Source organism: Leucobacter salsicius M1-8, assembly GCF_000350525.1.
Taxonomy (GTDB): Bacteria; Actinomycetota; Actinomycetes; order Actinomycetales; family Microbacteriaceae; genus Leucobacter; species Leucobacter salsicius.
On the sequence record NZ_AOCN01000019.1, the window covers coordinates 163480 to 176998 of the forward strand.

12 protein-coding genes are annotated in these 13519 nt (G+C 63.4%); 4 read left to right on the plus strand and 8 right to left on the minus strand.

The genetic code is table 11. From position 1 onward, the window contains the following. Window positions 1-249: 249 nt before the first annotated feature. The gene (locus tag C795_RS15615; protein WP_017793316.1) at window positions 250-984 is read right to left on the minus strand and encodes a restriction endonuclease; all 735 of its coding nucleotides are present in this window, start codon (window positions 982-984) and stop codon (window positions 250-252) included. Window positions 985-1275: 291 nt separating this feature from the next. Here C795_RS15615 and C795_RS0108450 point away from each other — a divergent pair, with 291 nt between their 5' ends. Further along, entirely contained in the window at window positions 1276-1779 is a 504-nt protein-coding gene (locus C795_RS0108450; RefSeq protein ID WP_017793317.1) for a hypothetical protein, read from the plus strand. Between the two features lie 555 nt (window positions 1780-2334). Beyond that, the gene (locus C795_RS0108455; protein ID WP_157487041.1) at window positions 2335-2865 is read left to right on the plus strand and encodes a hypothetical protein; all 531 of its coding nucleotides are present in this window, start codon (window positions 2335-2337) and stop codon (window positions 2863-2865) included. Between the two features lie 5 nt (window positions 2866-2870). On the opposite strand, the gene arr is transcribed toward C795_RS0108455, so the two are convergent. Then, window positions 2871-3323: an NAD(+)--rifampin ADP-ribosyltransferase gene (gene arr, locus C795_RS0108460; protein ID WP_051053780.1), complete on the minus strand. Its 453-nt coding sequence runs from the start codon at window positions 3321-3323 to the stop codon at window positions 2871-2873. A 48-nt stretch (window positions 3324-3371) separates the two neighbouring features. Here arr and C795_RS0108465 point away from each other — a divergent pair, with 48 nt between their 5' ends. Further along, the gene (locus C795_RS0108465; protein WP_017793320.1) at window positions 3372-4364 is read left to right on the plus strand and encodes an ADP-dependent NAD(P)H-hydrate dehydratase; all 993 of its coding nucleotides are present in this window, start codon (window positions 3372-3374) and stop codon (window positions 4362-4364) included. Next, the gene (locus tag C795_RS0108470) at window positions 4328-4927 is read left to right on the plus strand and encodes a hypothetical protein (protein WP_017793321.1); all 600 of its coding nucleotides are present in this window, start codon (window positions 4328-4330) and stop codon (window positions 4925-4927) included. The genes C795_RS0108465 and C795_RS0108470 overlap by 37 nt, the downstream gene beginning before the upstream one ends. Here the strand turns inward: C795_RS0108470 and C795_RS0108475 are convergent. The 6 genes from C795_RS0108475 to C795_RS0108500 are packed head-to-tail and all read right to left on the minus strand — an operon-like array spanning window position 4924 to window position 13500. Then, window positions 4924-5562 carry a hypothetical protein gene (locus C795_RS0108475; protein WP_017793322.1) on the minus strand — a complete coding sequence of 213 codons (639 nt, stop codon included), beginning with the start codon at window positions 5560-5562 and terminating at the stop codon, window positions 4924-4926. The genes C795_RS0108470 and C795_RS0108475 overlap by 4 nt on opposite strands. Window positions 5563-5596: 34 nt before the next feature. Then, window positions 5597-6799 carry an acetate/propionate family kinase gene (locus C795_RS0108480; RefSeq protein ID WP_017793323.1) on the minus strand — a complete coding sequence of 401 codons (1203 nt, stop codon included), beginning with the start codon at window positions 6797-6799 and terminating at the stop codon, window positions 5597-5599. Then, the gene (pta, locus tag C795_RS0108485; RefSeq protein ID WP_026139550.1) at window positions 6796-8919 is read right to left on the minus strand and encodes a phosphate acetyltransferase; all 2124 of its coding nucleotides are present in this window, start codon (window positions 8917-8919) and stop codon (window positions 6796-6798) included. The genes C795_RS0108480 and pta overlap by 4 nt, the downstream gene beginning before the upstream one ends. A 42-nt stretch (window positions 8920-8961) precedes the next feature. Next, window positions 8962-11238, minus strand: coding sequence for a glycoside hydrolase family 3 C-terminal domain-containing protein (locus C795_RS0108490; protein ID WP_017793325.1), 2277 nt, complete (start codon window positions 11236-11238; stop codon window positions 8962-8964). A gap of 31 nt (window positions 11239-11269) precedes the next feature. Continuing rightward, complete coding sequence (locus tag C795_RS15620) at window positions 11270-12007, minus strand: phosphatase PAP2 family protein (protein ID WP_017793326.1); 738 nt, start codon at window positions 12005-12007, stop codon at window positions 11270-11272. Continuing rightward, window positions 12004-13500, minus strand: a complete 1497-nt coding sequence (locus C795_RS0108500) for a carboxylesterase/lipase family protein (RefSeq protein WP_017793327.1) — start codon at window positions 13498-13500, stop codon at window positions 12004-12006. The genes C795_RS15620 and C795_RS0108500 overlap by 4 nt, the downstream gene beginning before the upstream one ends. Window positions 13501-13519: the final 19 nt, after the last annotated feature.

A 13519-nucleotide genomic window follows, 5' to 3' on the forward strand; every position in this document is an offset into this window, starting at 1 on the left:
CGACTAAACACCCGCGACGCTCAAACTGCGTATAGGTGAACAGTGAACACGCAAAACCCCGGCCACAAAATGCTGCCAGGGCGCCCAGCTAGCGGGATCGCGCCGTTGCATACAGCTAGCCCCATTGTGTCGCTCCATGAGAAGCGATGTCTCACCTAATCGATGCCGGTCGGTGCCACTGAACACCTTAATAGCGTCCAAACACCAAGGGCGGTTACAAGTATTTGGGGCCAGTCCTCAAATCTATTGCTAGAGGGGGATTCGCTCATTGCCTCTTGGGATATAGGTAAGTTGGATCCGAGGCTTTCTCTCCAATACGAAAAATGGGACTTGGGAAAGTACCAAGATGACAGCTGAAGATGCGCGCCTTGCGTAATTTTGATTGATCTCATCGCGAGTGATTGATCCCTCAGCGAGGAGGCGGGTGATCGCGAGCCGGAAGATTTCGATATCGATACTGCTCAAACGTCCTGTTGAGCTGACCCTCTTGAGTTCTGCCCAGTCGACTGCCACGATCTCATTCTTGCGCCCGTCGGCAGCTGAAAGTGTCCTGCCTGCGAGAGGCAGGATGTATTGCATCCAGACACTCTCAAATGTCTCAGGTTCGGCATCAAGACCCGTTGTGGGGGCTACGCGCTCCGTTGATACAGCAGGTTGTAACGTATCTGCCGAGAGCTCTAGTAGCGTCACGCTGAGCTTCGCTGCGACCTCTCGCGCGTCTGAGCGCACAATCCCATCGGTAGCAAGTACGGCACGGTCGCAGTCAAAATAATCCTTCACTCCGTGCAGTTCCATGATCATTTGGCGGTTGACTTGCCGCGAAGTGTGACCATAGAGTTTCGCTTGTATCGCGACCCGCTCATGATCATTCTCCGCTATTGCATCGAGTCCATAATCATTAGTCAAGCTCGTGACCTGTGTGCGGTATCCCAATCGCTCGAAGTGTCGCGCAACAAGATGCTCATACGCTGTGGGGGTAATCATTGACTCAGAATAACTGGCAGCGTGGATAGCACGCGAGGATCGATACTGTGGACCCAGAAATAACTAGGTGGACGGAGCTGAGAGGTTGAACGGTCTTGCATCGAGGCAGGAAATAGTTGAGATCCGGTTAGCAAGTATCGTGGCTCAGTCACCAAAGGCGGAAATTGACTGTGTTCTGTCAAAAATGCCACCCCACCGCATAATTTCGATGTCAATGACCGCCGCGGAAGAATTCAATACTGCTGCCCTGGTGCTTCTTGTTATCGAGTACCTAGATGAAAGGTCCACAGCATGATTCTTGATCAATTCGATGAGCAGGGGCTTTCTCAAGCAGGGTTCACGGGCTTCTTGACGATTGCCGAACTGAGTTCCGATCGTGCTCGGATCCCTGCTGTACGTGGCGTGTATGCGGTGCTGCGGACTGTTACGAGTGAGCCGGAGTTTACCCAAATTGGAAGTGGTGGGCATTTCAAAGGTAAAGACCCCAACGTGGAGATCGCCGACTTGCAACGAAACTGGGTGCCGGGGGCTCAAGTCGTATACATCGGAAAAGCGGGCGATCCTGGGAGAGCTGCGACACTACGCAGCCGTCTGTGGCAGTACTTGCGTTTTGGCGAGGGTGCAAATGTTGGCCATTGGGGAGGGAGGTATATCTGGCAACTTGCTGACCGCGATTCGTTGATCATAGCCTGGAACGAGATGCCTGACGGGGTGCCGAGTGAGCTGGAATCCGAACTCATTGGGAGGTTTCGGGGTCATTTCGGAGAGCGACCGTTCGCGAACCTCGCGAAGTAGTGAACCTTGACTCACCTTGGCGGGGGGCAATTGGGCGCTCCCAGGATTGTTAGCTGACATCTGTCTAAGGTTCTGACTTCTGGAGCTTGCTAGGTCAGCCTGTCCCGAGCGACTGCGTTTGGGGGAGCCATGAGCATTCAAGATAACCGCTCGCCTCCATTGTTCGTTTGAGTCAGTACGCTGCGTCGCTCCGAGGTTTGAGGGTGGCATTCTGCGTTGAGCGCCGAGATACCCTCTGGAATCGCGCGTCTAGATCACGGGGGTTCTTTTAATTTCTGGGTTGAGCTGAGCTCCCCGGTGCACGGTCTGATCTGTTGACACGAACAGAAACTGACCTAGTATCTCAATCATATGGCGGTGTACCGCCAGCAGTGATCGAATCGGGTGAGCGTGAAATTACCAAAGCCAGCAGTTGCAGCGTCCTTTGCTCTCGTTCTCGGGTGCTCAGTGAGTTGTGTTGGGCTAGCTGCGGCCTCGGCGAACCAAGCTGAGGGCACATCGGACATGCCGAAAACTGAGCAGCTGGCTCTGCCTCTGGCACCCGAACACCAGAGTGTGGTCGATGCGGTGGCCGATGAAGATGCGCAGAAGACAATTGACCTCATTCAAGATGCTGGCATCAACGAACTGAACCCTGAATTCGCGGGAATGGTCCTTATCGATGGCGAGGTTGAGGGGCAGGTAACGCTTCGCTATTACGAGAAGGCGCCCTCTGCAGAGAAACTGCTGGCGAACGTCGAAAACCTCAACGCGACAGCCCCCGTCAAGATCGTGCCAGCGCCCACCTCGGTACACATCGGGCTCCTCGAACGGGCTTCTGTTGAGCTCGTGGACAAGGACGGCGCCGCGGCGAGAGCATTCGGCGTAGCAGGTGTGACCGGAACCTCTTTTGACATGCGGACCGGTGAATTCATTCTCACCACTTCAGACGCAGCAAGCATTGAACGACTCACAGCGGCCAACGGTGCGCCGGGGTTCAATTACCAGGGCCTCGAAGTGAAGGTCCAGTTCGACGACACCGATCCGACTGCAGGGTTCCAAGTTGCTCGGGTGACAGACTCCACTCGCCGACCAGCCACCAGCTGACCCAGCTAGTTGAGAATCTCGCCAGCCTCGCCTGCACGTATCCTGCTGAGCCGTTCCCGCCACAACTGCAACTCCTCCAGGGTCAATCGTTTCCACTCGGTGACCTCGCGCACAATGCGAACGGGTGCCGCGCTCCGGTACGATCGCGTCGGGTTGCCCGGAAACTTCTTGTCGGTGACATTCGGATCGTCCTCGAAGTTGCCAGTGGGCACCACCTCATACACGTGCGGTTCCCCACCCGAGAGGGACACGACCTCAGCAGCGAGGCCTGCGCCGTCAACCAATGCCGTGAAGTAGACATGGTTCATCACGACCTCGGGTTGATAGTTCGAATTGAACCCCGGGACCAACGCGTCCCCAGGCTCCAACGCCACCCGGGTGCCATGGAAGAAGGGCCCCGCATCGAGTGGTGTGTCGAGCGGAGCATTCGGCTGAGCCTGATGATCTGTCGTGGACATGCGAAAATAGTACGCCGTAGGTGTCCTAAACCAATGAGGTGACCGCACATGCCGGCCGAAGAACCCGCTCAGGCAGGAATCCCCGCGTCGAAGCTGTGGGGCGTGGCTGACGCTGCCGCATGGTTGCGCCCGCCTGCTGATAATGATCACAAGTACACTCGCGGCGTCCTGGCGGCCCGGATCGGATCTGCGCGCTACCCAGGAGCGGCAGTGTTGGGAGTCAGCGCCGCCTGGCGCACCGGCATCGGTATGGTCCGTTACGTCGCGCCGTTGGACGACGCTCAGCCGGAGCTGGGACTGCCCACACCCGCTGCAGCGGTGCTCGCTGCGCGACCGGAAACGGTGTTCGGGGACGGCAGCTGCGATGCGTGGCTGGTGGGATCCGGAACTGACTCGGGCAGCTGCTCGGTCGCGGAAACCGCGGCCATAGCTCACCTGCACACGGGGGAGACGCCGATCGTGCTCGACGCGGGTGCGCTGGACAGTGCACTCGCCCGCACCGAGGCGAGCGCTCCCGCGGTGCTCACCCCGCACATCGGCGAGATTCGGCGGCTCTGGGCCGAAGCCGATCTCGGCCCGCTGCCCCTGCTGCGACCGCAAGGCGCCGGATCCGGGACCGTACCGCTCTCCGCCGTCGCGCGCCTCGCGACCCGTCTCTCCGCGACGATTCTGCTGAAAGGATCGATTACAACCGTGGTGAGCCCCGGTGGGCGCGTCATGTCGGTGGGTCCTGCGACGCCCTGGCTGGCCACGGCAGGAACGGGCGACGTGTTGGCAGGGATACTCGGGGCGCTGGTCGCGCGACATGCAGGGCCCGTGCGCGCCAACCCCGAAGTGCTCGCCCCGCTCGCCGCCACCGCCGCACTGGTCCACGACGTCGCGGCTCGCCTCGCGTCGGGGGACGACGCAACGGACCCCACGCAGTGCGCAGGCACCCCGATCACCGCGCTCGACGTCGCATGCGCAGTTCCCAAAGCGATCAGCACACTCAGTAGGCTGGCTCCATGCACGACTTCACCAGGCTCAACGAAGCGATCCTGACGACTCTCAACGCCGGAGTCGCATCGCTCACCGCACAGTCGCCTGATCTGGCATTCATCGCCTGCGGTGTGGCCGAGGACCTGACGGGATTCTTCCTCGCGGGTGCGAGTGCCAGTTGGCTCATCGAGACGCAACAGGACGCGGAGACCGCGGAGCTAGCCTGGTGGCCCTCTGAATGGCCGCTCGTTGGTGAGGACCCGACCGACACGCCTCCGGGCCGTGTAACGAGTGCGATTTGGGAACTCTCAGGCACCCAAGCCTCCCTGGACGGAACGGGCAGCGAGATCGACGACGACGCCTACGATGAGTTGCGCACAGATTACGAAGAGCGGATCATCTGGGCTCTTCAAGAGTTGCAGGCGCAGGGCGCCCTCCGTAATAGCGACGGGCACGACGTCTGGGTGTGGATCCACTCGGCAGACAATGCGTTCGAGGAGCTCGATGCCAGCAGCTTTGCCGAGCTGCAAGACGAGGCGCTCGCCACAGACTTCGCCGACCGCTGGGGCGCTGGCGGACAACGACTGCTGTCCCGGATCGCTGCCCGCTCAGCGACGAACAGCTAGTCTCCGTTCAACCCTTGAATCGATTGCAGAGCCTTACCCGCAAACTCGCCGTCCGTGGTTTGAGACGCAGCCACCAATACCGGTCCATCGATCAGCACGGTCGAGACATACTGCAGGTCGTTCGAGGGCGGGCGTTTGTAGGCGATCTCGGCCTCGACTCCCAGGTCCTTGTAGAAGGCCGAGGCGTCTTCGTAAATCGAACCCTTGAGTGAGGTGAGGAGTCCACTCTTTGCGGCCTCCGAAATCAAAGAGACCGAAACGACGGCGATCACGTCAGACTGGGGAAACCCCCAGGCGCACGTCAACAGCGAGTCGCCTGCCATGACGGTTTCGTGAGTTTTCGGGCCAAACATCGTGGCGGCCCATCTGGGGGCGCGATCCGGGTACTGCTGCATGCCGGACGCAATCGACTCAGCAGGGATCAGAGAATCGCAGTCAGTCGGAACCTGCACCGAGGCCGGCTCAACAGATGGCTCCGCCGGCGGAGTGACCGGTGCCGCGGGCGCTTCTGTACCGGGCTGCTCGACGGCGGGAGAGTCAGCAGGGTCGGGGGAATCCGTGCAGGCGACCATCACGAATAGGCCTGCGCCCAGGATTGTTGAGGCGATCAGGCGTCGTTGCCGAGACGTGCTCATACCGTCTCAGTGTAGTCGCGTGCCCATGTGCGGCCTAGAGCTGCAGCGCCCCCGAAACCTCCAGCGTCTGGGCGGCAATCTCGCGCTCCTCATCGGTCGGCACGACGAGCACCTGCACCCGTGAATCATCGGTGCTGATGCGTCGCGCCTCGCTGCCCGGTTCCCAGTTGCGTTCGGGGTCGACGCGAATGCCGAACCACTCGAGTCCGGCGAGCGCCCGCTCACGCAATATCGCGCTGTTCTCACCCAGACCTGCGGTGAACGTGATGACATCGAGGCCACCCAATACAGCCGCGTACGCGCCAACGTAGTGCTTGAGCCGGTGCGCGGAGACATCGAGCGCCAGCGTTGCCGCGGGGTCGCCGGCTTCGACGCCGTCGCGCACCTCACGCATATCCTGGTAGCCCGAGAGCCCGAGCAGACCCGAACGCTTGTTGAGAAGCTCATCGAGTTCGGCGGCGGTGTAGCCACCGGCGGTCATGAGGTGCAGCAACACCGACGGGTCGATGTCGCCGGATCGCGTCCCCATGACCAGCCCCGCGAGCGGAGTCAATCCCATAGAGGTATCGACCGATCGGCCGCCGTCGATCGCGCACGCCGACGCCCCATTGCCGAGGTGCAGCACAATCTGCTTGAGCTCCTCGACCGGCCGACCCAGGTAATCGGCCGCGAGCCGCGAGACGACCCGGTGCGAAGTACCGTGAAACCCGTAGCGCCGCACGTGGTGCTTGCGCGCGACCTCCTGGTCGATTGCGTAGGTATATGCCGCGGGCGGCATGGTCTGGTGAAAGGCCGTGTCAAACACCGCTACGTGGGCGATCGAGGGGAATACCTGCCGGGCCGCCACAATCGCCTGGTGCTCCCCGGGGTTATGCAGGGGTGCGAGCACCGCGAGATCCAAGATCCGCTGCGCCACGTGATCGTCAATGAGTGTGGGCGCGAAGAACTCATCGCCGCCCTGCACGACGCGGTGCCCCACCGCGGTCACGCCCAGCTCGAGGAGCGGGGATCCGGAATCCTCGAACGCACGCAGCATCTCCAGAAAGCCCGCGGCGTGATCGGCAATCTGCGCGTCGCGCGAGATCGCCGCCACTCCCGGCATCTCGTGGCTGATGTGCCCGGTGCCCGAACCGATGCGCTCGACGAGGCCCTTGGCCACGCGGGTGCCATCGATCGGCGAGATCAGCTGGTACTTGAACGACGAGGACCCGGCGTTAATGACAAGAACGAGACTCATGAGTCTACCGCCTTCGCGTCGCCCGCCTGCACCGCGGTGATGGCAACCGTGTTGAGGATGTCCTCGACCGTCGCGCCGCGCGACAGATCGTTCACCGGCTTGTTCAGGCCCTGCAGCACTGGGCCGATCGCGACGGCGCCCGCCGACCGCTGCACTGCCTTGTACGTGTTGTTGCCCGTGTTGAGATCGGGGAAGATGAACACGGTGGCCCGGCCCGCGACGGGTGAGCCCGGCATCTTGAGCTGCCCGACCGCGGGGTCGCTCGCCGCGTCGTACTGGATCGGGCCGTCGAGCAGCAGCTCGGGGGCGCGCTCGTGTGCGAGCGCGGTCGCGGTGCGCACCTTCTCAACCTCTGATCCGGATCCCGATGTGCCCGTGGAGTACGACAGCATCGCGACCCGCGGCTCGACCCCGAAGCCGGCCGCGGTCGCCGCAGAAGAGACGGCGATGTCGGCGAGTTGCTCGGAGGTGGGGTCCGGGATTACAGCGCAGTCGCCGTAGACGAGCACGCGGTCCTCGAGCGCCATGAAGAACACGCTCGAGACGACCGAGACGCCGGGCTTGGTCTTGATGATTTCGAAGCTCGGGGTGATGGTGTGGGCGGTCGTATTGATGGCGCCCGAGACCATACCGTCTGCGTAGCCCAAGTGCACCATCATCGTGCCGAAGTAGCTGATGTCAAGCATGCGGTCGCGCGCGGTCTCGAGGGTGACGCCCTTGTGAGCGCGCAGCCGTGCGTACTCGGCGGCGAACGTTTCGCGCAGCGGACTATCGACCGGGTTGATAATGTGCGCCTTGTCGAGCGCGAGGCCCAGTTCGCCACCGCGGCGGCGAATCTCAGACTCGTCGCCGAGCAGCGTGAGCGTGACGGTGTCGCGCGCGAGTAGTGAACTCGCGGCGCGCAGGATCCGGTCGTCGCTCGCCTCGGGCAGCACAATGTGAGACCTGCTGCTCGCCGCCCGCTCGAAGAGTTGGTAGGCGAACATCGTGGGGGTGATGACGCCGCCAGTGTGCAGGGTGAGTCGCGAGGTGAGCTCGTCGGTGTCGACGTGCGCGCGAAACAGTGCCAGTGCGGTGTCAAACTTGCGGGGTGAATCGGGTGACAGGAGCCCGACGGTGTGCATGGTGCGCTGCACCGTGTCGAACGTGCCAAACGAGGTGCGCACAATTGGCAGGCTCGAGCCGATGCCGTCGAGCAACCGTTCAACCTCTGGGGAGAGGGGAAAATCGCCGTTCAGGATGACGGCCGCGAGCGTGGGGAAGGTGTCGGCCTGGTGGGCCATCACGACGGCGAGCAGCGTCTCGCTGCGGTCGGCCGCGATGATGATCGCGGCACCCTCCTTGAGTCGGGGGAGCACATGCTCCATCGACATGCCGGCGACCACCAGATCCTGCACCTCGCGGGCGAGCAGCTCGGGGCTCCCGCGCAGCAGGCGACCCTCGACCGCAGCGATGACGGCGCTCACTGGAGGGGCAACGAGCAAGGTATCCTCGGGAAGCGACCACACCGGGGCCACATTCTCGAGGGCCGCGCTCACATCCTCGTTGATTGCTTCGAGTGCGGCAGGGTCTGCGCGGTTCACGATGACGCCGATAAGGGCGGCGTGCGCGGCGGTGAGCTCGAGCTGGGCCATCTCGGCGACTCGTGCGATGTCGTCGGCGGTACGCGGGTCGGCCTGCCCAAGGGTGCCGAGGGCTTCGGTGCGCGCACGACCGCTGAGCACGAGCAGTACGGGAGCATCGAGGTTCGCGGCAATGCGAGCGTTGAATGACAATTCAGTCGGCACCGCGACGTCGGTGAAATCGGAGCCCACGATGAGGACCACGTCGCAGCGCTCCTCGAGCCGCTTGAAGCGCGTGACGATGGTCGCGAGCGCCGCGTCAGGGTCCTCGTGTGCCTCCAGATACGTGACGCCCACGCACTCCTCGTAGGGAATGCCGTTGGCGGCACGCTCGAGCAGCAGCGTGAGCACACGGTCCTGCTCGTCGCCCTGTCGAATCATGGGCCTGAAGACACCAACGGTGGGGGCTTGCCCGAGAAGCGTGTCAAGCAGCCCGAGGGCCACCGCGCTCTTACCGGTTCGGCCTTCGGTACTCGTGAGATAGACGCTTTTTGCCACGTCTCTAGCCTAGGCGTATGCGGGTGAAGAACCGACGCGAGTTCAATGGCTGGTCTGCTGTGCATTGCCAAGTGCGATCAGTTGTTCGACTTGTTCTTTGGTCACCCCCATTCCGGGGAAGTTCGCGAGTCGCCCGATAGGGAACGAAGCCAGCATTTTCGCCATGTTCTCGCCGCTCATGATGCCGGATTCCTCGGATCCTGCGGTCATGTCGTTCATGCCCGTCAGCTGCGCCTGGACGATGGGGCCGACTATCGGGTGTGCGAGAATCTCGCCGACCGATGAATCGAACGACAGCGGCATGACAACCTCGTCGCCTTCCACTTCGACGGTGCCGGCCCCGCGAATGTCACGGCTTGAGGCCCCGACCTCGACGGTGTAACCGCCGCCTTCAACGATCCACTGGTTGACTCGCGTGTCCCAGTAGGCAAGGTCCTCCCGCCGTACGGTTAGTTCGACCTCGCGAGAGTCTCCCGCCGGGATCTCGACCGACGCAAACGCCTTGAGCTCGCGCGGTGCGCGTTCCACTACGGACTGCTGCGGTGCAACATACACCTGTACGACCTCCCGACCCGCGACGCCGCCCGTGTTGCGCACCGTGACCCGCACGCGGAGGTCTCCGTTGCTTGCGGTCGACACATCGGGGGAGCCATACTCAAACGTTGAATACGACAGCCCGTGGCCGAACGGGAAGGTCACGTCCATGCCGCGCAGGTCGTACCAGCGATACCCCACGAAGAGACCTTCGCCGTAGCGCACGTGTCCAAAGTCGCCCGGGAATGAACCGAAGGCGGGGGTGTCTGAGAGCCTGACCGGGATCGTCTCGGCGAGACGGCCCGAGGGGTTCACTGCGCCGGTCAGCACATCGACGGTGGCCGACCCGCCGGCTTGGCCGAGCAGCCAGGCCTCGACGATGGCGGGTACTCGATCGGCGAATGGTAGCGCGACGACGGCACCGTGGGACAGCACGACGACCGTATTGGGATTCGTCTCGAGCACCGCGTCGAGCAGTTCCAGGTGCGACGGAGGCAGATCAATGTGCTCACGGTCGAACCCCTCGGATTCTTCGGAGGAGGAGAGCCCCAGAAAGACGACGGCAACATCGCATGCCTGTGCGGCCGCGACGGCCTCCGCACGAAGCGACTTGGCATTGGCTCCGTCGAACGCGTACCCCGGGGCGAAGCTGACGCGGCTGGCCCGTCCCACCGTCTCCTGGAACGCATCGAGCGCGCAATCCAGCCGCGTCGGATTGATATGGGAGGAGCCCCCGCCCTGAAACCTCGGCGTGCGGGCAAACTCACCGATTACCGCGACCGAGGCGCCGGGCTTGAGCGGCAGCAGGCCGCCCTCATTCTTCAACAGCACGATCGAGCGGGCGGCCGCTTCTCGCGCGAGGGCATGGTGTGCGTCGACGTTGAGGGGACCTTCGACGTTGGCCCGGCCCTGGGCTTTCACCGCAAGGTCAATCGCTCGGGCTACGGCGGTGTCGAGGATAGCCTCGTCGAGATCACCCGACGTGACGGCCGCGACAAGCTCCTGGTCGGAGTCACCGCCACCGGGCATCGTGAGATCAAGCCCTGCGGCGAGCGAACGCACCCGGTCGGCCACGGCGCCCCAGTCTGAGACGACGAGTCCGTCGAACCCCCAATCGCCGCGCAGCACATCGGTGAGTAGCCACGCATTCTCTGACGCGAGCACGCCGTTGATGCGATTGTACGAGCACATGACAGTCCACGGCCGCGCGTCTTTCACTACGCGCTCGAACCCGCGAAGGTACATTTCTCGCAGCGGTCGGAGATCGATGTCTGCGGACACCCGCATGCGGTCGTGCTCCTGATTGTTGGCCGCGAAGTGCTTGAGTGAGGCGCCCACGCCCTGGGATTGGATGCCGCGTACAAGCCCAGCTCCCATGGCTCCCGAGAGGATCGGATCCTCAGACATGTACTCGAAGTTGCGCCCGCACAGCGGTGAACGTTTGAGGTTGATACCGGGCCCGAGAATGAGGGCGACGTCTTCGATGGCCGACTCAATGCCGAGGGCGACGCCGATGCGCTCGGCAAGATCTGGATCGAAGGTCGACCCGAGTGCCGCCGCGGGAGGGAAGCAGGTGGCGGGCACGCTGGCATTGAGGCCCAGGTGGTCGCTGTCGCCCTGCTGTTTGCGGAGCCCGTGCGGGCCGTCGGTCATCATGATGGAGGGAATGCCGGCGTGGTCGATGGCCTTGGTCGTCCAGAAATCGGCTCCGCTTGTGAGCGAGGCTTTCTCATCGACGCTGAGGTCGCTGAGATCACTAATGGGGGTGTGGGACTGGTCGTTCATGGGGTCTCCTGAGGTGGTGCGGGTGAGATAGCTAGGCGTCGATCTGTTTGGGCATGAACCAGGGCCTTCGTCCGCGGTCTTGCCGCAGCCACGGTTCGAACGCCCACCACAGCACGAGGCTGACGCCGGCGCCGACCATGACGCCCGAGGCTGCGTCGGTGATCCAGTGGGCATTGACGAGCGTGCGTTGCCAGACCATGCCCACAATCAAGAACGCGCTGATCACGAAGAGTGCGATGGTCGGGGCCCGGGTCGCGTGGGGGATGAGGGCGATCAGGATCACGGCGAGCGCCCCCGCGCTTGTGGCGTGACCCGAAGGGAACGAGCCGTGGTCGACATGGAACAGTGGCCCGAAGAGCCCGAGCGCATCGTCGGCTTCGGGGCGTGGACGATTCACGGTGTTCTTGAGGACCTGGGACACGAGCCCGGGAGCCGCGACTTGCACCGCCATGACATAAAGGGCGCTACGCCACCTGCCCACGAGGAAAAGCGCCAGGGGAAGCAGCAGGAACACTGAGACAATGCCGGGGAGTTGACCGAGGTACTGGAAGAACACGGGAACGAGCCAGGTGTATGCGCCTGAATCGGGGCCCACGCCAACCCATGCGCGCCAGATCTCATCGATGCCCTGCGTCCACGGACTCTCGGGGTTCGACGCGACCGCAATGGTCTGCACACCGACGAGCGCGAGCAGGATCACGCCGATCCAGAGCAGACGTCGGTCGCGGGGCTGCCGGGGACCGGCCAATGACTCTCGCTTGGGCTTCACAGCAGCGCCTCCACGGAAGCGTAAGCGTGAGTCATGTCGCGGCTCGGCGTATCCCACACCCGCGCGGTCTCTTGATCATCCGTTCTCGGCCAACCGGGATCCCCAGTCTTGATGAAGGTGACCGCCGCGGCGTGCAGTTCGTCTGCCAGCCCCTGCGGCGGAGCGGGCCCGGCGAGCGGTTCCATGGCGGGCCCGTCGAGACAGTCGAAGAAGAAGGGCACGTCGAGGCAGTGCTCGGCGAACCCGAACTGCCCCGAGGGCCAGGCAAACCGGTACAGCCAGGTGGGGGCATCACCACGGTCGGCCGCAATGTTGAGAACGGCGGTGCGGAACATGCGATCGGTGAGCACACGGCCCGCCAGTCGGGCCTTGCCCTTCGCGACGACATCGGCGTTGGCGGCGAGGTAGGCAGCACGGCGGGCCTTCGGCACCCCGAGCTTGCCGAGCAGAATTCCGCGCGGTACCCAGCGCAGCGTCTTCGCGGAGTGCTCCATGGCCATAGAAAACTCGTCGTCGGTCGTGCCCATGACGACTGGCTTGTCTGCGCCGACGCCCGCCCGCAAGGACTCGCGGGTCGGCGCTGAGATCAGATCCCCGTCGATGCAGGGCCCGAGCGGGAGACCCTCTTCAATGATCTTGCCCATTGAAGCAGGCGTCATGGCGGTGGCCTTCTTCTGGAGCTCCAAGAGGCGATCCTCGGACACCGAAGCAAACCCAGCCCGAGTCCCTTCGACACCTGCTGCCGCAGCCATGGTGCGCCCAAACGCCCGCGCGCGCTCTTCCGAGATATCAGCGAGCGCGCCAGACACCGCGTACACGCCGTGAAACAGGTGCTGTGCCTGCGTCATTCCGAGGAGGGTGAGCACTGCGCCGCCACCAGCTGATTGCCCAGCAATTGTGACGCGATCCGGATCTCCCCCAAAGCATGCAATGTTCTGCTGCACCCATTCAAGCGCGAGCAGCCAGTCGCGCACGCCCCGATTGTGCGGGGCGCCCTCGATCCAACCGAAGCCGTCAAAGCCAAGCCGGTATGAGATGGTGACGGTCACGACATCGTCGCGGTTGAAATTGCGGCCGTCGTACCAAGTGCTCGCGGGGGAGCCCGCGAAGAAGCCACCGCCGTGAATCCATACGAGCACCGGCAGGCCCGTGCCGCTGCTCGCGGGAACGGGGCTGGGCGTGAACACGTTGACGTTAAGCGTGCTGTCGCCCGGCACGCTGGGCTCCGGGATGAGGGTGATGCCAGGGTCGCCGCGCTGCGCGGATGCCCCGAACTCGAGGGCGTCGCGCACCCCTTCCCAGGGAGACTTGGGTACGGGCGCCGCGAAACGCAGCGCGCCCACGGGGGCCTCAGCGAACGGGATCCCTAAGAACGCCGCGGATCGGGGGTTGCCGCGAGAGTCGGTGGTCGGGCGCCACCGCCCGCGCACGCGGCCCGCGAGGGTCTGTGTTTCGACGAACTCGTGCGCACCCTGGCTTGACTCGTCGGTCACGGCAACCACATCCTTTTCT